Source organism: Cypionkella psychrotolerans, assembly GCF_001294535.1.
Classification (GTDB): domain Bacteria; phylum Pseudomonadota; class Alphaproteobacteria; order Rhodobacterales; family Rhodobacteraceae; genus Cypionkella; species Cypionkella psychrotolerans.
Genome location: NZ_LGIC01000007.1, coordinates 26,466 through 47,478 on the forward strand (window position 1 = coordinate 26,466; position 21,013 = coordinate 47,478).

Here is a 21,013-nt window from a genome sequence, read left to right on the forward strand (position 1 = left end):
TACAACGAACCCAAGCCTGACCTTAGCAGAAATTAACCGCCTTCGCTGGGACAAACTGCCAAACTTTATAAGCACTTGCCATGCTTTCGCCATGATCCGGCATGGGATTTCACCCGTCCAACGCCCCAATCCACAGATAAATCCCTGCGTGCATCTTCCAATTCGGCAAACTAAACCCAACTGTATAGAAAGCCCGCGATGGCTTCGCATCCGGTGCCGCAACAACAAAAGAAATCCCATGCAATATTCGCTACTTGATCTGTCTCCGGTGGCCGAGGGTCAAACCGCTACTGACGCCCTCGCCAACACGCTGGACCTTGCCCGTCATGCCGAGGCTTGGGGTTACCATCGCTTTTGGCTGGCCGAACATCACAATATGCCGGGGATCGCGTCGGCTGCGACCTCTATCGTGATCGGGCATGTGGCAGGCGGCACCAAGACCATTCGGGTGGGCGCTGGCGGCATCATGCTGCCCAACCACGCGCCCTTGGTGATTGCCGAGCAGTTCGGCACCCTTGCCACCTTGTTCCCCGACCGGATTGATCTGGGCCTTGGCCGCGCGCCGGGCACTGATCAGGGCACCGCACGGGCTTTGCGGCGCAACATGCAAGCCTCGGATCAGTTCCCCGAAGATGTGTTGGAGCTGATCAACTATCTCGATGCCCCGCACCCCGACGCCCGCATCCGCGCGGTGCCGGGGGAGGGCACCGAGGTGCCGGTGTGGATACTTGGATCAAGCCTCTATGGCGCGCAACTGGCGGCCTATCTTGGGCTGCCCTATGCCTTTGCCAGCCATTTCGCGCCCGCTATGCTGGAGCAGGCGATTGAGACCTATCGTGCCACCTTTCGGCCCTCGCAATGGCACGACAAGCCCTATTTCATGCTGCTCGCCGGGATGGCAGCGGCGGAGACCGATGCCGAGGCGGAATATCTGCGCTCGTCGCAAGTGCTGGCGTTTTCGCGGCTGCGCTCGGGTCAGCCCGGCAAACTGCCGCGACCGGTGCATGATCTGTCGGAAGTTTCGCCGCAGATGCGGGCCGAGGTGGAACGCGCGTTGTCCTGTGCGGCCGTCGGCTCGCCCGCGACCCTGCGCGGTCAACTGGCCAAGCTGATTGAAACTTACGCCCCGGATGAGATTATGCTGACCGGCATGATCCACGATCACCAAGCGCGGTTGCGCTCGTTTGAGATCGCGGCAGAGGTGATGCGAGGCTTGTAAGCCAGCAACAACTGGCGATCAGATCGCCAGTTGTTGCCCCAGTTCCACCACCCGGTTCGAGGGCAGGCAGTAGAACGCCGTCGCATCCGAGGCCGATTTGGTCATCGAGATGAACACGCGCTCCTGCCAGAACGGCAGGCCGTGATTGCGGGCCGAGCGGAAGGTGCGGCGGTTCAGGAAGAACGACGTGGTCATGATGTCGAACTTCTCGCCGCGCCTGCGTGCCAAAGCCAAGGCGCGTGGCACGTTCGGGGTTTCCATATAGCCAAACAGCAGCCGCACCCGCACGAAGTTCTCCGACAACCGCTCAATCGTGATGCGGTTCTCGTCATTGACCTTCGGCGTGGTCGCCACCCCAACAGTCACAATAAAGTTCTGGCTGTGCAAAACCCGGTTGTGTTTGAGGTTATGCAGCAAAGCCGAGGGGGCCGTCTCGGAGTCTTGCGTCAGGAACACGGCGGTGCCCGGTACTTCAATGGGGTGGGATTTTTCCAGCATCTTGATCAGCTTAGGCAATTCGACCGCAGAATCATGCGCCTTGCGTTGAACGTGTGCGGTGCCACGCACCCATGTCCAGATCAGGAAGCACGAGGTGGCCGCCATCAGCACTGGCACATAACCACCATCTGGCAGCTTAATCAGGTTGGCCGACAGGAACATCAACTCGATGATGAAGATCGGCAGCAGCACGGCGATCACGCCCCATAGCGGCCATTTCCACGCCTTGCGGAACAGGATCGAGGCAAGGATGGTGGTGATCACCATATCGCCGGTCACCGCAATGCCATAAGCCGAGGCTAGGTTGGAGGATGAGCCAAACGCGACCACCAGACACAATACCCCCACCATCAGGATCAGGTTGACCTTGGGCAGATAGATCTGACCCAGCGTGGTCTCGGAGGTATGACGGATCTCAAAACGCGGCAGCAGGCCCATTTGCACCGCCTGATGCATCATCGAGAACGCCCCCGAAATCACCGCTTGGCTGGCGATGATGGTGGCGCAGACTGACAGCAGCACCAAGGGCAGCAGCAGAAAATCCGGCGCCATCAGGAAGAATGGGTTGTGGAATGTCTCGGGGTGCGCCAGCACCAAAGCCCCTTGGCCAAGGTAAGACAGCGTCAGCGCCGGGAACACCAAAAGCGCCCAAGCCAGCCGGATCGGACGGCGGCCAAAATGCCCCATATCGGCATAAAGCGCCTCGCCCCCAGTCACCGCCAGAAACACCGAGCCCAGCACGAAGAATGACGCTTTACCGTTGGTGACAAGAAATCCCAAAGCATGGGCAGGGTTGAAAGCGGTCAGGATGCTTAAGTCATCGCTCAGATGGTAAATCCCCAAAGCCGCCATCACCAGAAACCACGCCACCATGATCGGGCCAAACAGGATCGCCACCCGCTCGGTGCCTTGGCTTTGGAACAAAAACAGCCCCAGAATGATCGCCAGCGTCAGCGGCAACACGAAGGGGCCCATTGAGGGGGCGACCAGATCAAGCCCTTCCACCGCAGACAGCACCGACATCGCCGGCGTGATCATCGCATCGCCGAAAAACAGCGAAATCCCGATCACCCCGATTGCCAGCAACCAACCGGGGCGCTTGTTCAGCGCGCGCTGCACCAAGGCCACCAGCGACAGGGTGCCACCTTCGCCCTTGTTGTCGGCCCGCATGATCAAGGCGACATATTTCACAGTGACAATCAGGATCAGTGTCCAGATCAGCAGCGAAATCACCCCAATCACATCATCGCGAGACAGCCCGTCATAGCTGGCGGCGTGCAGCGATTCCCGCATAGCATAAAGCGGCGACGTGCCTATATCGCCATAGACGACGCCGATACAGCCCAGCACCAATTTCCCCATGTTTTGCGGGGTGTGATGCTCGGGGTGCGGGGGAACTGGCGTCGGGTTGGCAGCCCGATCGGGGGTTTCGTTTGGTGGGTTCATAACCTTCGACCGGAAACTCTTGCAGGGGTGCTGGTTATACTGCCGACGATCAAAGGTCCAGCACTACACGCATGACGTCAGGTTGCCGCAGCGTCGCTCGATGGGGAGAGCAGTTTTGTGAACAGGATTTGCAGAAAATCCCCGGCTTCTGCGAATGGATCGTGACCCGGCCCTAAGACTGCGCGCACCTGCACGTCGAAATCGGCATAATGCTGCGTCATCGCCCAAATCGAGAAGATCAGATGCACCGGGGGCAGTTTTGCGATCCGGCCCTGATCCATCCACGCCTGCAACACGGCGGCCTTTTCATCGACGAGGGTTTTCAGATCGCCCTCGATCACGTCGCGCATCCGCGGCGCGCCTTGCAGCATCTCATTGGCGAACAACCGGCTTTCGCGGGGGAAATCGCGCGACAACTCCAACTTGCGATGCACATAGGCCATGATTTCGGCCACCGGATCGCCCTCGGGGTTCATCGCGCGCAACGGGTCCAGCCAAGTGCGCAGCAGTTGGTTCAAAAGCGCCGTGTGGACGGCTTCTTTCGAGGGGAAGTAATACAGCAGGTTCGGCTTGGACAGGCCCGCCACATCGGCAATCTGATCCAGAGTCGCGCCGCGAAACCCCTGTTGTGAGAACACGTCCAAAGCCGCATCCAGAATCGTGTTTGAGTTGCGCGCCTGTATCCGGGTTCGGGGTTTGGTCATTGCACTCGCCGCCATTTGCTTCGCCGCCATCTGCGCCTAGGAGGGCTAAAGTGACGCATAGTTGGGCAGGATGTAAACCCCAATCGGCGCAGGCTTGACGTGGAGCTTGCACCGGGTAGCCTGACAAAAAAAAGGAGCCTGCCCATGCGCGAAACCTGCATCGCCACCCAACTGGTTGATGACGACCGCGTCCGCGTCACCCGTTTTGACTTCGCGCCGGGGGCAGAGACCGGATGGCACCGCCACAGCATGGATTATGTGATCACCGCCGTCACCGATTGCCATATGCTGCTGGAAGACCCCGACGGCAGCACCCGGCAAGTGCTGGTGCCTGCTGGCACCGCCTACCGCCGCGCCGAAGGCGTCGAGCATAATGTGATCAACGATGGCGATCAGGTGATGAGCTTTGTCGAGGTGGAGCTGAAATAGCCACGATCACCCGGCAAGCATCGCCTGTATCGCAGCCACCACCAGCGCATGATCCTCGGCTTGCGGCAGGCCCGAAACGGTCGCGCAGGCCACGACCCCCACGCCCGTCACCCGGATCGGCACAGCCCCACCGTGATCGGCATAGTCGGTCTCAGACAAGCCATTGCCCGCCAGCGAGCCACCATTGGCCTTGTGTCGCAATCCCACCAGAAACGACGGCAGTTGAAACAGCAGCGCGGTATTGCTTTTGCGCCTTGCCCAAAGATCGTTCAGCGGGGCCGATCCCGGCAAGGCCGCATGAAAGAACACCCGCTCGGCGCTGCGAATATTGATCACCACCGGGGCCGCCCCCGCCAGTTCCACCAGTTTTTGCCCCAAAGCCCAAGCCTCGGCCTCGGCAAAGCGCGGAAAGTGCAGATCGGCGTATTCGGTTTCAAGGCTTGCTGTGGTGGCGGCTGTCATCTCAGGCTCCGGTCAGAATTGATCGCGCATACCGTCGGGCAACCGATAGGTCTTGCGGTTGTGCAAGCGGTCGTGCCGCCAGATGCCAGCCTCTGCATCATAGGCCCAACTGTCAACGATACGCTTGCGTTGCCAGCCAAAGCTGAAATCACTGTCCAAGGGTGGCCCGGCATCGACAAAGCTTTGCAGGAAATCCGTCATCTCCTGCGCGCCCTTCAACCAACCCGCCCCCGCCACTTCGGCCCCTTTGGCGGCCCCCGGCTGCATCATCGCCTGACGGCTGGTCTGCCGCGCGCGCAGCATGTCGTGATCGACAAAGCGCAGATGGAACAGGAACAAGGCCGGGTCGAGATGCAGGGTCGGATAATCTGAATAATGCCCGCCAATGCTCCAGTTCAGCGGTCTGGAGGTGATGCAAGGCTTGCAATAGCTGGCGTTGATCCGACCAAACCGCCGCTGCGCCAGCACAGAGCGGGTGGCGTCCAGCGGCTCTGGTTCCAGATCAATCCGGTGCAGCATCTCAATGGCAAAGGGTGAGATCACCCCCACGTCCCGAGCCCGCCCGATACGGCCCAGCAGATCACCGCCCTGCGCCGGGTCGGCCAGCAAAATCTCATCAACATCGTTGAACACAACGACGCCAAAGCGCAGCAGCAAGGTCTGCGTGAACAGCGAGATCATCCGCCAGCGCGCCAGATCCCAACCCGGCCCCGGCGTGACACTGGGCAACCAAATGATCTGACAGCCCTCGGCATCGGGCGGGATCACGCGGTGCAAGCCGTCCACCAGAATGAACAACTGCGCTTTCGGAACGAAGCGCGCATAGTAATTGATCCAGATCGGCAGGAACACCGGCTCGTCGCCGACCATGGTCGCAAAAGCAAAATCGCTTGGCGCGGGTTCCATCGCTCTATCGCCTGCCATCCGTCCGCAACGCCTCTGGCATCCGGTCGACATATTGCCCCGGCAATTCCGCAGCGATCACCTGGCGCGCCACCAAAGTATCCAGACAATACAGCACCAGCGAATGGCTGTGAAACACCCCCGCCGCCAAGATCGCCTGATGCTTCAACTGCTCATCGCTGTAGGCATCCAACTCGGCAATGTTGCGCAAATAAACCCCATCGCCATCAATCAACTGATCCTGCAGCTTCTTCGCCTTCAACCGCCGCGCCTGCGAATTGCTCAGCATATAGCCTTTGTTGAACATGAACTTATGCAGATAAAACCCCTGACGGCGCAGCTCTGTATCCACCCCGCCCAGCATCGGCTCACCATGGTAAAGCCGCATATAGCGCAACTCGACCATCACCGCGATGCAGCCCTTCAGCACCCGTTCGGCGCCCTGAAACACCAGAGTTTCCGCGCCCTGAATGTCGATCTTCAGCAGATCAAACTCCGGCAGATCCTCGGTCTGATCCAGCGCCACCGTGTCCATCGAAACGGTTTCGCGCACCCGCGCCATGCCCATCTCATTCACCATCGCCATCGTTGGCACATAGGGATCAAAGATCGAGGTCATGCCGGATGATTTGTAAATCTGCAGGCTCAGCGTTTCCCCGGTGCCGACCGCGAAGGGATAATAGGTCTCATCCGGCCCCTTGTTCTTTTGCAACTCAGCAAAGGCTGCCGCCTGCGGCTCAAACCCCACCACCTTGCAGCCCCCCACCCGCAACAGTTCAGCATAATCCGGCGCATAGATCGGGTTCGCGCCAACATCGACAATGGTCGTCTTGCGGGCAGGGGCCAGCGCGCCGAGCAGCCAAGTCAGAGTGTCCACCGGGGTTTCGCTGTCTTCACCGTCCATCACGCCACACCGTTTCCAATAGGGATACAATCACTCCGATATCTGCGAGATTTGGTAAGACGGCAAGAAAAACTCGTCAAACAGCGCCAATCCCGCGCAGGATCATCGCCTTGACGCTGTCTTTCGCCTCGCGCCACTGCAACTCTGTCAGCGGCCCCCCATTCAACGTCTCAATCTGATGGCCAAAATCCGCGTAATGCTGGGTGGCCGCCCAGAGCATATACAAAAGGTGATCCGGGTTCACCGCCACCATCTGCCCGTCATCAATCCAGCCTTGGATCAGCGCCGCCCGCCCCGCCGTCCAGTCCCGCAGCGTCGTCTCCAGATAATCCTGAATGACCGGGGCGCCATGCATCACCTCCGAGGCCCAGACCTTAGATCCATCGGGATGGCGGCGTGAGATTTCCATCTTGGCGTCGATATAGGCGCCGATGCCCTCTACCGGGCCGGGCGCATTGTCCATCGACTCAGCCGCGTGCAGCCAGATGTCGAAAATATTCGAGACAACTTTGCGGTAAAGTTCCTCTTTGCTGGTGAAGTAGTAATGCAAATTCGCCTTCGGCAGCCCTGCCACATCGGCGATCAACTGCATGGTAGCACCACCAAAGCCCGCCTCGGCAAAGACTTTCTCGGCTGCCTGTAAAATCAGCGCCTCGTTCTGTTGCCGTATCTCATTGCGCCGCGCGGGGCGAAGGGCCTCGGACATGTGCTTAAGCCTTCAGATTTTAGTTGATCGCTTGGTCAGGTTCTATAGCGTTGGAGTTGACCATACGGTCAGGAAAAGATTCGCAGCAAGCGAGATCTGGGGCAACGTCCCCGCAGGGAGTTTTGGTGATGACGACGATCGGTGCAAATCTGCGAATCAATTCCGCCCGTCTTTGGGACAGCCTTGATCAGATGGCACAAATCGGCCCCGGCATCGCGGGCGGCAACAACCGCCAAACCCTGACCGACGCCGATAGCGCGGGCCGTCATTTGTTCGCCGATTGGTGTAAGGCCGCCGGCATGGCGATGGGAGTCGACACCATGGGTAACATGTTCGCCACCCGCGCAGGCACCGACCCGGATGCGCTGCCGGTCTACATGGGTTCGCATCTGGATACCCAACCCACCGGAGGCCGCTACGACGGCGTTCTGGGTGTTCTGGGTGCGTTGGAGGTGGTGCGCTCTCTGAACGATATGAACATACAGACCAAGCACCCGATCGTGGTGACGAACTGGACGAATGAGGAAGGCGCGCGGTTCGCCCCGGCCATGCTGGCTTCTGGCGTCTTCGCAGGCCTGCATACCCAAGATTACGCCTACAACCGCACCGATATGGACGGCCTGCGCTTTGGCGACGAGTTGGCCCGCATCGGCTGGGTCGGCGACGAAGTGGTAGGCGCGCGCAAAATGCACGCCATGTTAGAGTTGCACATCGAGCAGGGGCCGATTCTGGAGGCTGAGGGCAAAGAAATCGGCGTCGTCACCCATGGCCAAGGCCTGTGGTGGCTGGAAATCACTCTGACCGGGCGCGATGCCCATACCGGTTCTACGCCGATGGCAATGCGGGTGAACGCAGGCCTCGGTATGGCCCGGATCACCGAGCGCGTGCATCAGATCGCCATGGGTCACCAGCCGGGCGCTGTGGGCGCGGTGGGGCAGGTCAAGGTGTTCCCGAACTCCCGCAACGTGATCCCCGGTAAAGTCATCTTCACCGTCGATATCCGCTCCCCCGATCAAACCAAGCTGGATTTGATGCGCGGCGAAGTCGAACGCGCCGCCCACGCTGTCGCCGCCGAGTTGGGCCTTGGCTGCTCCATCGAACCCGTCGGCCATTTCGACCCCGTAACCTTCGATGCAAACCTCGTGAACATCGTCCGCCAAAGTGCTGAAAAGCTAGGCTATTCCCATATGGACATCATCTCGGGCGCAGGCCACGACGCCTGCTGGATCAACCGCGTCGCCCCCACCGTCATGGTGATGTGCCCCTGTGAGGGGGGATTGTCGCACAACGAGGCCGAGAAGATTTCCCCGGAATGGGCAGCCGCAGGCACCGATGTTCTACTGCACGCCGTGCTGGAAGTGGCGGGGGTGGTGGGGTGAGGTTGGCTGCGCTGATCATGTCATTTTTCGCAGCCGCCCAGCCAGCAAGCGCGGACGCGTGGAAGAACATGTATCTTGCCGACACAGGCGGCAGCCACCTCATAGGGGTTGAACCTTCAGAAAGCCAGCAAACGGATGCTTATGTTGATCAATCGGGCGGCGATGCTTTTCTTGGCACTGGCGGCGGCTTAATGCTTGGCATGAGTTGCGACCGGATACGTCTAGCCAACGGTGATCCTTTCTTGGGGAGTGAGATTGCTTTTGTTGCCACGTTTGACGGCGGCGAACCTGTCGCGTTGGGACAATTCGGATATGCTGGAGGTGCTTACTTGGCACCGTATAATATTGAGTTGGTAGAGAAATTTCGAAACCATGCTTCGCTAACTATCTCAGCGCCTAGCAAGAATTTGTCTTTCGAGTTCAGTCTGCAAGGCTTCGTGGAGGCCTTCGACCAAATTGAATGCTTCAAAAGGTAGCACCATGACCACAGTCATCAAAAACGGCACCATCGTCACCGCTGATCTGACCTACAAAGCCGATGTCCTTATCGACCAAGGCAAGATCATCGAGATTGGCCCGAACCTGACAGGCGACCGCACCCTCGACGCCACGGGGTGCTATGTGATGCCCGGCGGGATTGATCCGCATACGCATCTGGAGATGCCGTTTATGGGCACCTATTCGGCGGATGATTTCGAATCCGGCACGCGGGCAGCGCTCGCGGGCGGCACCACGATGGTGGTGGATTTCGTCCTACCGGGGCAGGGGCAGGGGCTGATGGATGCAGCCCAGATGTGGCACAACAAATCCACCCGCGCGAATTGCGACTATTCCTACCATATGGCGATCACCTGGTGGGGCCAGAAGGTTTGGGAGGATATGGAGCTATCCGTCAAGGCAGGCATGACCTCCTTCAAGCATTTCATGGCCTACAAGGGCGCGTTGATGGTCAACGATGATGAAATGTATCAATCTTTCAAACGGGTTGGCGATCTGGGTGGCCTTGCGATGGTCCATGCCGAGAACGGCGATGTGGTGGCCGAACTGACCGCCAAACTGCTGGCCGAGGGTAACACTGGCCCCGAAGCCCACGCCTATTCCCGCCCGCCGCAGGTGGAAGGTGAGGCCACCAACCGCGCCATCATGATCGCCGATATGGCCGGGGTGCCGCTGTATGTCGTACATACGTCCTGCGAGGACAGCCACGAAGCCATCCGCCGCGCCCGGATGCAGGGCAAACGGGTCTGGGGCGAGCCGCTGATCCAGCACCTGACGCTGGACGAGTCCGAATACTTCAACCCCGACTGGGACCACGCCGCCCGCCGCGTGATGAGCCCCCCCTTCCGCAACAAATCGCATCAAGACAGCCTATGGGCCGGTCTGCAATCGGGGTCTTTGAGCGTTGTGGCCACCGACCATTGCGCCTTTACCACCGAACAGAAGCGCTATGGTGTCGGCAATTTCTCCAAAATCCCGAATGGAACCGGCGGGCTAGAGGATCGGATGCCGATGCTGTGGACCTATGGTGTTGCCACGGGCCGCCTCACGCCGAATGAATTCGTCGCCGTCACCTCCACCAACATCGCCAAAATCCTGAACTGCTACCCGCAAAAAGGCGCGGTTCTGGTCGGCGCCGATGCCGATCTGGTGGTGTGGGACCCTGAAAAGTCGAAAACCATAGCCGCCAGCACCCAGCAATCCGCGATTGATTACAACGTGTTCGAGGGCAAAGCTGTCAAGGGCCTGCCCCGCTACACCCTGTCGCGCGGCGTGGTCTCGGTCGAGGACGGCGAGATCAAAACCCGCGAAGGCCATGGCCAATTCATCGCCCGCGACCCCCGCCCCGCCGTGAACCGCGCGCTGAGTGCATGGAAAGACCTGACCTCCCCGCGCCCGGTGGCCCGGTCGGGCGTGCCTGTGACGGGGGTGTGATGAAGGATTCCGAATTCTCCCACATGCCATATCGAAACGTTGTGCTGGTTGGGGTTGGCACAGTTTTTGGCACTTTGGGGGTTATTTTGCTGGCGATGCTGGGAGAGGCCGTTGTTTGGCCGGTTGACCCGGACACGACACTGGATGATCTGCTGCGCGGGTTATTGCTCTACGCAATAGTCGGGGGGATGATTGCATCGGGCATTTGCGTGGTGCTGGTTGCACCGATGTTGCTGCTGTGGGATCCTGTTTTTATTCTATTTCGTCGAAGGGGTTACGCGCTTCCTCAGGCGGCGATGGCATCAGCAGGTGTGCTTTCATTTTTGGCAACACTTGGCATTTTAGTGTCATTTGAATGGATGGAAAGGCCGCTGCCGCTCGTCGGCTGGCCATTCGTCTCTGTGCCTGTGATAATCGCAGTCTTCCTTGCCAGATATTTTTCCTTTGTCCGAAGCGGAGCCGTTTGGGAATGAAAGACACGCTAAACCCCTCTGCCGTCATCGAAGCCAAAAACCTGCAACTGGTGTTCACCACCAATGACGGCCCGGTGCAGGCGCTGAAGGATGTGAACCTGACCATCAACAAGGGTGATTTCGTCTCGTTCATTGGGCCAAGTGGTTGTGGTAAAACCACATTCCTGCGTGCGATTGCGGCTTTGGAAAAGCCGACGGGCGGCAGCTTAACCGTCAACGGTCTCAGCCCTGACGAGGCCCGCCGCAAGCGCGCCTATGGCTATGTATTTCAGGCGGCAGGGCTTTATCCTTGGCGCACGATCGCGGGGAATATCCGGCTTCCGCTTGAAATCATGGGGTTTTCCAAGGCGGAGCAGAACCAGCGGGTTGAGCAAGTGCTGGAATTGGTGGAGCTTTCCGGCTTCGGCAAGAAATTCCCGTGGCAGCTTTCCGGCGGTATGCAGCAGCGCGCCAGCATCGCCCGCGCGCTCGCCTTTGATGCCGATATCCTGCTGATGGACGAACCCTTCGGCGCGCTGGATGAGATTGTGCGGGATCGCCTGAATGAGGAGGTTCTCAAACTCTGGGCGCGCACCGGCAAAACCATTGGTTTTGTGACCCATTCCATCCCCGAGGCGGTGTATCTTTCGACCAAGATCGTGGTGATGTCGCCCCGTCCGGGGCGGATTACCGATGTGATCGACAGCCCTTTGCCGAAGGAACGCCCCTTGGATATTCGCGACTCCAAGGAGTTCATCGAGATTTCGCATCGGGTGCGTGAGGGACTTCGGGCGGGGCATTCCGATGAATAAACGCTCAATGCAACCCGCGCTTACCCCGCGCTTCATCACTGCATGCGCAAGGGGTACGCGATGAATCTTGTCACCCTCGCGTGGCTCGCCGCCTCAACCGCCGTGTTTGTTGCAGCCAATGGCGTGCTGAAAACCTATGCGCAGCAGGGCGGCATTTGGGTGCTGGCGGGCGCACTGGCACTGTTCTGCCTTGGCAACACGCTGATGGTGCAGGTGATGCGCGGCAATGGCCTTGGCGTGGCGATTGCGCTGTCGGTGGTGTTCCAACTGGTGGCGATCACCGCGATGGCGGTGGTGGTGTTTGGCGAAAGGCCAAGCCCGCTGCAACTGGCGGGCATGGCCTTGGGCGTGGTCGCGGTGCTGATGATTGCATGGCCGGGGGGGCAGGCATGAAGCGGGTGGCACCCATCCTGACCGTTCTGTTGATCATCATAGCCGTCTGGTATGCGGCGGCCATCTGGATGAACGCGACTTGGGCCTATGATCAGGCGGCGCGGGCGGAGGCTGCGGCACCTACTTGGGCAGAACTGCCGGGGCTGACGTTGAACCAAGATCGCCCGGTGTTGCCAAGCCCGCATCAGGTGATCGCTGAGTTGGCGCGCTCGACGTTTGGGTTGCCGCCGAGCTCAAAAAGATCGCTGGTCTATCATGCTTGGGTGACGATCTCGGGCACGCTTATGGGCTTTGCGATGGGCACGACGTTGGGGGTCTTGCTGGCGGTCGGGATTGTCTATTCGCGGTCGATGGAGATGAGCGTTTTGCCTTGGGCGATTGCGAGCCAAATGGTGCCGATCATCGCCCTCGCGCCGATGCTGGCGGTGGTGATGCATGCGGTGGGGGCGACGCCTTTGATGACCAAAGCGGTGATCTCGGCTTATCTCAGTTTCTTCCCGGTGGTGGTAGGGATGGTGAAAGGCTTGCGCAGCCCGGAGGTGATGCAGTTGGATTTGTTGCAAACCTATGCGGCCCCCGGTGGGGCGGTGTTCTGGAAGCTGCGGTTGCCATCATCGATGCCGTATTTCTTCGCAAGCGTGAAGGTGGGGATCGCGGCGAGCCTCGTGGGCGCGATTGTGGCCGAGTTGAACCAGCAGGCGGGCCTTGGCGCACGGCTGTTGCAGGGGTCGTATTACGGGCAGACCACGCAGATTTGGGCGGCTTTGTTTCTGTCGGCGATCCTTGCTGCGGTGTTGGTGATGCTGGCGGGGCGGATTGAGGGGCGGGTGCTTAAGCGGATGGGGATGGCGCGATGATGGTGCTGGACCCGCGGTTGTGGTGCTTGCTGGCGTTTTGGGCCGGGACTTGGTTGCTCAATTCGGAACTGTCGAAGGGCCGTACGGCTTGGGTGCGCTATGCGGTGCCGCTGGTGTTCGGGCTGACGGTGCTGGTGCTGTGGCAGGCGGGGGTGACGGCGTATGGCGTCAACAAGATCATCCTGCCGCCGCCGAGTGATGTGGCCGCACGCATGGCACGCAGTGTGCCGACCCTCTGGGCCGATCTGGTGCAGACCTTCTTCAAGGGTGCGTTGAGCGGCTATGCGATTGGCTGCACAGCGGCGATCCTGACGGCGATTGCGATTGACCGCTCGCCGTTCCTGCAAGCGGGGTTACTGCCGGTGGGCAATTTCGTCGCCGCTTTGCCGATTGTGGGGATCGCCCCGATTCTGGTGATGTGGTTTGGCTTTGACTGGCAGTCGAAGGCCGCCGTGGTTGTCGTGATGGTGTTCTTCCCGGTGCTGGTCAACACCATTGCCGGGTTGGCGGCGTCCGAGGTGATGCAGCGTGATCTGATGGCGACCTATTCGGCGAGTTACTGGCAGACGCTGTTCAAGCTGCGGCTGCCCGCGGCGATGCCGTTCATCTTCAACGGGCTGAAAATCGCGACAACTTTGGCGCTGATCGGCGCGATTGTTGCTGAATTTTTCGGCAGCCCTATCGTGGGCATGGGATTTCGCATCGTGGCTGAGGTTGGGCGCTCTAATCCCGACATGGTTTGGGCCGAGATTGCGGTGGCGGCATTGGCGGGATCGGCGTTCTATGGGCTGGTCGCGCTGATCGAGAAGCGGGTGACGTTCTGGCATCCGTCACAAAGAAACTGAGGCACGAAACTGGCCCAAAACCGGGCTTCAACTTGGAGGTTGAGAATGAAAAAGTTACTCACAGCGGCGCTGTTCACCGCACTGGCGGCGGGCGGTCTGACTTCGGCGGCACAGGCAGCCGATGACGTGACGCTGCAGTTGAAATGGGTCACCCAAGCCCAGTTCGCCGGCTATTATGTGGCGGCGGCGAAAGGTTATTACACCGAAGAAGGCCTGAACGTCACCATTCTGCCCGGTGGCCCGGATGTGGCCCCAACGCAAGTCATCGCAGGCGGTGGTGCGGATGTAGTGGTCGACTGGATGCCCTCGGCACTGGCTGCCCGCGAAAAGGGGCTGGCACTGGTCAACATCGCGCAGCCATTCAAATCTTCGGGCATGATGCTGACCTGTCTCAAAGAGTCCGGCGTCGCAACCCCGGCTGACTTCGCCGACAAGACCCTGGGCGTCTGGTTTGGCGGCAACGAATATCCGTTCCTGAACTGGATGAACAAACTTGGCCTGAAGACCGATGGCTCGGCGGGTGGCGTCACCGTGCTGAAGCAGGGCTTCAACGTCGATCCGTTGCTGCAAAAGCAGGCGGCTTGCATCTCGACGATGACTTATAACGAATATTGGCAGGTGATCGACGCCGGCGTGAAGCCGGAAGATCTGGTGACCTTCAAATATGAAGATGAAGGCGTCGCCACGCTGGAAGACGGGCTTTACGTCATGGAAGACAAGCTGGCCGACCCGGCCTTTGAAGACAAAATGGTGCGCTTCGTGCGCGCCTCGATGAAAGGCTGGAAATACGCCGAAGGCAACACCGATGAGGCCGCACAGATCGTATTGGACAATGACGCAACGGGTGCGCAAACCATCGAGCATCAAAAACGCATGATGGCTGAGATTGCCAAGCTGACCGCAGGCTCGAACGGTGCGTTGGATGAGGCGGACTACAAGCGCACCGTGGCCGCGCTGATGTCGGGTGGTTCGGACCCGGTGATCACCAAAGAGCCGGTTGGCGCTTGGACCCACGCTGTGACCGATAAAGCCCTGCAATAAGCGCAAGGCTTAGCGATGAAGCGGGCGCGGGGGCAACCTCGCGCCCGCTTTGTTTGCGCAAGACGATTTATCAAAGACATTAATCGGGGCCATCCTGCGCATTGTAAAGTTTTCAATTTCTTGTAAATTTCATGGAAGAAGCGGGAGTTATGCCATGCCAATCTCTGCCCTGACCGGAACCCGTCTGCGCGAGCGGCGTGTGGCTTTGGGCCTGCGGCAGGCCGATCTGGCCGAAACCGTCGGCATTTCAGCATCCTATCTCAACCTGATCGAACACAACCGCCGCCGCATTGCCGAGCCCTTGTTGGCGCGGCTGGCAGAAGCTTTGGGTCAGCCGCCGCAAAGCTTTCACGAAGGCGTAGGCGGCACCGTGCTGGACGATCTGCGCGCGGCGGCGGCGCGGCTGCCGGCGGCGGAAATTGATCGCAGCGAGGATTTCGCGGGCAGGTTTCCCGGCTGGGCCGCGACGGTGATCGGTCTGCATCAGCGCGTGGCCGGGCTGGAGCGGGCGTTAGAGGCAATGAACGACCGGATGAGCCACGATCCGCATCTGTCAGCCAGCTTGCATGAGGTCCTTTCGGCGGTGGCCTCGGTGCGCTCCACTGCCGCGATTCTCGCCGATACCGAGGATATTGAGCCTGAATGGCAGGCGCGGTTCCTGGGCAACCTGCGAGATGACAGCAAGCGGCTGGCCTTGGGGGCAGAGGCTTTGGTGCGCTATCTCGATACGGCAGGGCAAGACCAGGAGCAGGGGCTGGCCTCGCCGCAAGAGGAGTTAGAGGCGTGGTTGGCCGCCAATGACTGGCAGGCGGCGGATGCGCGCGGGCTGGCCTCGGGGGCTGCGCGGCAGATGGCTGACGCATGGTTGGCGCAAGCCGCGCGCGATCTGGCGGCCTATCCGGCCGCGGGATTTGCGCAGGCTTTGACAGAATTGGGGCCTGATCCGGCGGCGCTGGCGGCGCGCTTCGGCGGCGATGTGCTGGCGGCATTCCGACGGATTGCCTTACAGCCGGGAATGCAGGCGGGATTGGTGGTCTGTGATGCCTCGGGGACTCTCATATTCCGCAAGCCGATCTCGGGCTTTGCTTTGCCGCGTTTTGGCGCGGCTTGCCCGCTTTGGCCGTTGTTCGCGGCGCTGTCGCGACCGATGACACCGATTGAAATGGTGATCGAAACCGCCGGGCCGCAGCCCCTGCGCTTTCGGGTGCGGGCGTTTTGTCAGCCGCGCTTTCCGCAGGGGTTTCGCGGACCGGAACTGCGCGAGGCGGCGATGCTGATCTTGCCAGAGTTGGCGCGCGGAGGCGAGGCCTTGGCGATTGGCTCGACCTGCCGGATTTGCCAGCGCACGGCCTGCCCTGCGCGGCGGGAGCCTTCGATTTTGTCGGCGTAAGGTTTGGCGGTGGAGTGGAGCCTCCGGCTAACCGGAATTCTAGAATTCCGGTCTGGATATTTAGGCCAGGATGAAACGGCGAGGGCAGTGGCTTCCTTTGACACGGGGCAGCTTTGCCACGATAGTCGGCTTCCGGGGGGAATTTATGCGTCAGGTTTTGCTGATTGAGGATGAGGCCAACATCGCCGAGGCGTTGCGCTTTATTCTGTCGCGCGATGGTTGGGCGGTGTCCGTCGTGTCGGATGGCGCGCTGGCCTTGGCGGAAGTCGGGCGCTTGCGGCCCGATCTGGTGATTTTGGACTCGATGCTGCCGGGGATGAGCGGGTTGGAGATTCTGCTCGCCCTGCGCGGCGATCCGGCCAACGCGGCGCTGCCGATCCTGATGCTGACCGCCAAGGGTCAGTTGCGCGACCGTGAGGCCGCCGAGCGGGCAGGTGTGACGGCCTTCATGAGCAAGCCATTCGATAACTCGGAGATTCGCGCCAAGGTGCGGGAATTGCTGGGGCTCTGATGCGCCGCCCGCGCGCGCCCTTGTTTCTCGCCCGCGCGGTCTACCGCCAGCGCCGCCTGCGCGATGCAGCTCGGTTGCTGCCGCTGGTCGGGTTCTTCCTGCTGATGCTGCCGTTGATGTGGAGCGATACGGCCGGGGCAGGCCACACTGCGGTCTATGTGTTCGGCGTCTGGGCGCTGCTGATTGGCCTTGCCGCCTATGTCGCCCCCGGATTGGCGCAGCCCGAAGCCGATACGCCGCCCGAGGACGTCTGATGCCATTCAATGTGCTGGTGCTGACCTGTCTGGCCTATGTGGCGTTCCTGTTTCTTGTCGCCTTCGTCGTCGAACGTCGCGCCTCGCGTGGCGAGATGCGATTTCTGCGCTCGCCTTTGGTCTATACGCTGTCGCTTTCGATCTATTGCACCGCTTGGACCTTCTACGGCGCGGTGGGCTCGGCGGCCCGCACCGGGCTGGAGTTTCTGACGATCTACCTCGGCCCAACCTTGGTCTTCGTCGGCTGGTGGTGGGTGCTGCGCAAGCTTCTGCGGATCGGGCGCAGGCAGCGCGTGACCTCGATCGCCGATTTGATTTCCAGCCGCTATGGCAAGTCGAACCTGTTGGGCGTGATCGTCACGGTGATCGCGGTGGTCGCCGCCACCCCCTATATCGCGCTGCAACTGCAATCGGTGACGCTGTCGTTCAGCGTTTTCGCTCAAAGCTCACCCGCGACCTGGGCGATGCCCGACCGTGATGCCACCGCGATCTGGGTGGCGGCGGGGCTTGCGTTGTTCACCATCCTGTTCGGCACCCGTAATCTCGACGCCAAAGAGCAGCACCACGGCATCGTCATGGCCATCGCGGTTGAGGCGGTGGTCAAACTGGTGGCCCTGCTGGCGGTGGGCATCTTCGTGGTCTGGGGTCTGGGCGGCGGCCCCGTCGCGATGATCAGCCGGATTGAGACTTACGCCGATCCGAACTGGGCGATCCAGCCCGGTCGCTGGGGCGGCTTGATCTTTCTCTCCGCCGCCGCCGTGATCACCCTGCCGCGGATGTTCCAGGTGCTGGTGGTCGAAAACGTCGAGGAGGGCCATCTTGCCCGCGCCTCCTGGGCGTTTCCGACCTATCTGTTTCTGATCAGCCTGTTCATCCTGCCCATCGCCATGATCGGGCTGGAGCGGATGCCCGCAGGCTCAAACCCCGATATGATGGTGCTAACCCTGCCGCTGCACGAAGGCCAAGGCGGCCTCGCACTGCTGGCGTTCCTTGGCGGGTTTTCCTCGGCCACCTCGATGGTGATTGTCGAAACCATTGCCCTCGCAACCATGGTCTCAAACCATATCCTGATGCCCGCGTGGCTGTGGCTGCGCCCGCAAGCCGCCCATTCGGGCGATCTGCGCGGCGCGATCCTGCTCGCACGGCGGTTCTCGATCATCGGCGTGCTGGCGCTGGGGTTGGAGTATTTCCGCCTCTCGGGCGGTTCTGCAGCGCTGGCAGCCATCGGCCAGATTGCCTTTGCCGGCATGGCGCAGGTGCTGCCCGCGCTGCTGGGCGGGATTTTCTGGCGCGGCGGCACCAAACTGGGCGCGAGTTTGGGCCTGAGCATCGGCTTTGCCACTTGGGGCTTTACCCTGTTCCTGCCGTCGTTTGGCGCGGGTGCTGCGATCTCGGCGGATGTCTTGCAACACGGGCTGTTCGACCTGTCGTGGTTACGCCCGCAAGCGTTGTTTGGCACCGAGGGCATGGACCCGCTGAACCATGCGATCTTCTGGTCCTTGGCCCTCAATATCGCGGGCTATGCCGCAGGCTCTCTGCTGTCGTTCCCCGATCCGGTGGAGCGTATTCAAGGCGCTGCCTTCGTCAATGCCTTTGACGATGAGTTGCAGGCCGAACGCTTGGGCTGGACCCATGGCCAAGCCGAACCGGAAGCCCTGATGAATATGGCGCAGCGCATCTTGGGCGACGAAGCCGCGATTTCCTTCTTTGAGGCCGAAGCCCGCGCGCAAGGCAAAGCGGGCTTTCTGCCTGACCTCACCCCGCGCTTTCTGGCGGGGCTGGAGCGTCATCTTGCAGGCTCGGTCGGTGCCGCCACCGCCCATGCGATGATCAGCCAGCTGTTTGGCCGCGCCACGGTGACGGTGGAAGATCTGATGGCGGTGGCGAATGAAACCGCACAGATCATGGAATATTCGGCGCGGCTGGAAGAACAACAAGGCGAGCTTTCCCGCACCGCCCGCCAGCTGCGTGAGGTCAACGAAAAGCTGACCCAGCTTTCGGTGCAAAAAGATGCCTTCCTGTCACAGATCAGCCATGAGCTGCGCACCCCGATGACCTCGATACGGGCGTTTTCCGAGATTCTCGCCGAGGGCGATCTGCCAGGCCCGCGCGTCGCTGAATACGGCCAGATCATCCACGCCGAGGCGAAACGCTTGACCCGGCTGCTGGATGATCTGCTGGACCTTTCCGTGTTGGAAAATGGCGCGGTGCAGCTTGATCTCGGGCTTGCGCATCTGGGTCAAATGATCGACCGCGCCTTGGCCAGCGCCAGCCAGACCCGGCCCGAGCGCAACTTTGACATCCAGCGCGACTATACGTCAGAGGAGATTTTCCTGCGCACCGACGCTGATCGTCTGGTGCAGGTGTTTATCAATCTGATTTCAAACGCGCGGAAATATTGCGATGCCGTCGATCCGGTGTTGCGCATCGCGGTGCGGCAAAAGGGCGGGCGGGTGGTGGTGGATTTCATCGACAATGGCGGCGGCATTGCCAAGGAGGCGCGTGGGCTGATCTTCGAGAAATTCTCGCGGCTGACCGATGCGGCACGGGCGGGTGGTGCCGGGCTTGGTCTTGCGATCTGCCGCGAGATCATGGCGAATTTGGGCGGCACCGTCACTTATCTGCCGGGGCAGAGCGGGGCTGCATTCCGGGTGTCCGTGCCGCTGCGGATGGAAAAACCGCTGTGATGTAAACGCTTTGTTAGCCTGCGCGCGGTTACTCTGGCCATAGGGCGGTCCGATCAGGGGAACCAAGTGGCAGAAGCACAGCAAGACGGCGTCATTCGGCGCAAAATCGCGGCAGCCAAGGCGGCGTTGGCTGAAGGCGGGCCGGGGGCAGATCGCGGTTGGCGCTTGGCTTTGGCGCGTGCCGCACGCGACAGGCTCAGCCTGTCGGTTGAGGTGACGGCGCTGGTCATACAGCGCCAATCGCTGGCAGAACTGCTGGAACTGCCGCCGCATCAAGCGCTGATTGCGGTGCTGCAAGGCCCGGCGGAAGGTATGGGCCTGCTGATCCTGACGCCCCCGGTGCTCGCCGCAATGATCGAGGCGCAGACCTTGGGCAAAGTCTCGACCAGCCCGCTCGCCAGCCGCAAACCCACGCGCACCGATGCTGCGATGGTGGCCCCGACGCTGGATGCAGCACTTGAGGGGCTAGAGCAGGCCTTGGCGCAAGAGGCAGATTTGCACTGGGCGGGCGGCTTTCGCTACGCAAGTTTTCTGGATGATCCGCGCCCCTTGGGGCTGCTGCTTGAGGATATCGACTACCGGGTGCTGACCGCAGAGCTGTCCTTGGGTTTGGGCGCACGGCACGGCATGATCCTGCTGGCGCTGCCAGCCGAGGGCAAAGGCGTGATGCCTATGGCGCGGGTGCCGGGGCCAGAGGCTGCGGCGCAATCCGGACTGGCCTTTGCGCAGGCTTTGGCGGAACAGGTAGAACAGACAGCCTGCGTGCTCGATGCGGTGGTCAGCCGGGTGTCGCTGCCGCTGAACCAGGTGCTGGGGCTGAAAGTGGGTGAGACGATCACCCTGCCGCGCGCCTCGATTGACCGGATTCAGTTTGAAGGCATGGATGGCCGCAGGCTGGCAGAGGGTCGCTTGGGGCAGAATCGCGGCATGCGGGCGATCCGACTGACCAGCGGCGATGTTCAGGCGCGCAAGGCCGTTGGGATTGAGGTCGCCGTGGTCCCAGAACCGCTGCGTCAGACCGGCTGAGCGCGAAGCAGCCCACGCCGAACCGATTTCCGAAGCGGAAATCGTATCGGAATTTTTGGAAAATTCCGGCTTGGGACAAAGGTTAAGCCTTTATGAACGACCACCTGCAAGCCCTTGATTTATCAAGCGGCGGCCCTGTGTCCACGCGTGGACATGGCCAAAA

The 21,013-nt window shown here is 60.9% G+C and carries 22 protein-coding genes; 16 read left to right on the forward strand and 6 right to left on the reverse strand.

Features of this window, described 5'->3' with window-relative positions; genetic code table 11:
• Nucleotides 1–238 precede the first annotated feature (238 nt).
• The gene (locus AKV04_RS01700; RefSeq protein ID WP_054004759.1) at nt 239–1,219 is read left to right on the forward strand and encodes an LLM class flavin-dependent oxidoreductase; all 981 of its coding nucleotides are present in this window, start codon (nt 239–241) and stop codon (nt 1,217–1,219) included.
• A gap of 18 nt (nt 1,220–1,237) precedes the next feature.
• Here the strand turns inward: AKV04_RS01700 and AKV04_RS01705 are convergent, their stop codons facing one another.
• A complete protein-coding gene (locus AKV04_RS01705; protein ID WP_082351485.1) occupies nt 1,238–3,163 on the reverse strand; it encodes a potassium transporter Kup in 1,926 nt (641 codons plus the stop codon).
• A gap of 77 nt (nt 3,164–3,240) precedes the next feature.
• Nucleotides 3,241–3,867: a TetR family transcriptional regulator C-terminal domain-containing protein gene (locus AKV04_RS01710; protein ID WP_054004918.1), complete on the reverse strand. Its 627-nt coding sequence runs from the start codon at nt 3,865–3,867 to the stop codon at nt 3,241–3,243.
• A 144-nt stretch (nt 3,868–4,011) separates the two neighbouring features.
• On the opposite strand from AKV04_RS01710, the gene AKV04_RS01715 reads away from it, so the two are divergent.
• Nucleotides 4,012–4,296, forward strand: coding sequence for a cupin domain-containing protein (locus AKV04_RS01715; protein WP_054004761.1), 285 nt, complete (start codon nt 4,012–4,014; stop codon nt 4,294–4,296).
• A 6-nt stretch (nt 4,297–4,302) separates the two neighbouring features.
• Here the strand turns inward: AKV04_RS01715 and AKV04_RS01720 are convergent, their stop codons facing one another.
• From AKV04_RS01720 to AKV04_RS01735, 4 genes are all read right to left on the reverse strand, one after another.
• Complete coding sequence (locus tag AKV04_RS01720) at nt 4,303–4,758, reverse strand: heme-degrading domain-containing protein (RefSeq protein WP_054004762.1); 456 nt, start codon at nt 4,756–4,758, stop codon at nt 4,303–4,305.
• Between the two features lie 12 nt (nt 4,759–4,770).
• Complete coding sequence (locus AKV04_RS01725; RefSeq protein WP_054004763.1) at nt 4,771–5,682, reverse strand: hypothetical protein; 912 nt, start codon at nt 5,680–5,682, stop codon at nt 4,771–4,773.
• Nucleotides 5,669–6,565, reverse strand: a complete 897-nt coding sequence (locus AKV04_RS01730) for an FkbM family methyltransferase (protein WP_054004764.1) — start codon at nt 6,563–6,565, stop codon at nt 5,669–5,671. The genes AKV04_RS01725 and AKV04_RS01730 overlap by 14 nt, the downstream gene beginning before the upstream one ends.
• Before the next feature lie 76 nt (nt 6,566–6,641).
• The gene (locus tag AKV04_RS01735) at nt 6,642–7,271 is read right to left on the reverse strand and encodes a TetR/AcrR family transcriptional regulator (protein WP_054004765.1); all 630 of its coding nucleotides are present in this window, start codon (nt 7,269–7,271) and stop codon (nt 6,642–6,644) included.
• Between the two features lie 128 nt (nt 7,272–7,399).
• Here AKV04_RS01735 and AKV04_RS01740 point away from each other — a divergent pair, with 128 nt between their 5' ends.
• The 14 genes from AKV04_RS01740 to AKV04_RS01805 all read left to right on the forward strand — a co-directional run bounded on the left by AKV04_RS01740 (nt 7,400) and on the right by AKV04_RS01805 (nt 20,850).
• On the forward strand, nt 7,400–8,650 hold the full coding sequence (locus tag AKV04_RS01740) for a Zn-dependent hydrolase (protein ID WP_054004766.1): 1,251 nt from the start codon (nt 7,400–7,402) through the stop codon (nt 8,648–8,650).
• Nucleotides 8,651–8,652: 2 nt separating this feature from the next.
• Nucleotides 8,653–9,126 (forward strand): invasion associated locus B family protein, encoded by a 474-nt coding sequence (locus AKV04_RS01745; RefSeq protein WP_156317299.1) that lies wholly within the window; start codon nt 8,653–8,655, stop codon nt 9,124–9,126.
• Between the two features lie 4 nt (nt 9,127–9,130).
• Complete coding sequence (gene hydA, locus AKV04_RS01750; RefSeq protein ID WP_054004768.1) at nt 9,131–10,582, forward strand: dihydropyrimidinase; 1,452 nt, start codon at nt 9,131–9,133, stop codon at nt 10,580–10,582.
• Nucleotides 10,582–11,055 carry a hypothetical protein gene (locus AKV04_RS01755; protein WP_054004769.1) on the forward strand — a complete coding sequence of 158 codons (474 nt, stop codon included), beginning with the start codon at nt 10,582–10,584 and terminating at the stop codon, nt 11,053–11,055. Before hydA ends, AKV04_RS01755 begins: the two co-directional genes overlap by 1 nt.
• Nucleotides 11,052–11,846, forward strand: a complete 795-nt coding sequence (locus tag AKV04_RS01760; protein WP_054004770.1) for an ABC transporter ATP-binding protein — start codon at nt 11,052–11,054, stop codon at nt 11,844–11,846. The genes AKV04_RS01755 and AKV04_RS01760 overlap by 4 nt, the downstream gene beginning before the upstream one ends.
• Before the next feature lie 60 nt (nt 11,847–11,906).
• Nucleotides 11,907–12,239 (forward strand): DMT family transporter, encoded by a 333-nt coding sequence (locus AKV04_RS01765; RefSeq protein WP_156317300.1) that lies wholly within the window; start codon nt 11,907–11,909, stop codon nt 12,237–12,239.
• On the forward strand, nt 12,236–13,096 hold the full coding sequence (locus AKV04_RS01770) for an ABC transporter permease (RefSeq protein ID WP_054004919.1): 861 nt from the start codon (nt 12,236–12,238) through the stop codon (nt 13,094–13,096). The genes AKV04_RS01765 and AKV04_RS01770 overlap by 4 nt, the downstream gene beginning before the upstream one ends.
• Nucleotides 13,093–13,941 carry an ABC transporter permease gene (locus AKV04_RS01775; RefSeq protein WP_235815509.1) on the forward strand — a complete coding sequence of 283 codons (849 nt, stop codon included), beginning with the start codon at nt 13,093–13,095 and terminating at the stop codon, nt 13,939–13,941. Before AKV04_RS01770 ends, AKV04_RS01775 begins: the two co-directional genes overlap by 4 nt.
• A gap of 45 nt (nt 13,942–13,986) precedes the next feature.
• Complete coding sequence (locus AKV04_RS01780) at nt 13,987–14,982, forward strand: ABC transporter substrate-binding protein (RefSeq protein ID WP_054004773.1); 996 nt, start codon at nt 13,987–13,989, stop codon at nt 14,980–14,982.
• A gap of 154 nt (nt 14,983–15,136) precedes the next feature.
• A complete protein-coding gene (locus tag AKV04_RS01785; protein WP_054004774.1) occupies nt 15,137–16,372 on the forward strand; it encodes an XRE family transcriptional regulator in 1,236 nt (411 codons plus the stop codon).
• 145 nt (nt 16,373–16,517) lie between these two features.
• On the forward strand, nt 16,518–16,883 hold the full coding sequence (locus tag AKV04_RS01790) for a response regulator transcription factor (protein ID WP_054004775.1): 366 nt from the start codon (nt 16,518–16,520) through the stop codon (nt 16,881–16,883).
• On the forward strand, nt 16,883–17,137 hold the full coding sequence (locus AKV04_RS01795) for a hypothetical protein (RefSeq protein WP_054004776.1): 255 nt from the start codon (nt 16,883–16,885) through the stop codon (nt 17,135–17,137). Before AKV04_RS01790 ends, AKV04_RS01795 begins: the two co-directional genes overlap by 1 nt.
• Nucleotides 17,137–19,824 (forward strand): ATP-binding protein, encoded by a 2,688-nt coding sequence (locus AKV04_RS01800; protein WP_054004777.1) that lies wholly within the window; start codon nt 17,137–17,139, stop codon nt 19,822–19,824. The genes AKV04_RS01795 and AKV04_RS01800 overlap by 1 nt, the downstream gene beginning before the upstream one ends.
• Before the next feature lie 66 nt (nt 19,825–19,890).
• A complete protein-coding gene (locus AKV04_RS01805; protein ID WP_054004778.1) occupies nt 19,891–20,850 on the forward strand; it encodes a FliM/FliN family flagellar motor switch protein in 960 nt (319 codons plus the stop codon).
• Nucleotides 20,851–21,013: the final 163 nt, after the last annotated feature.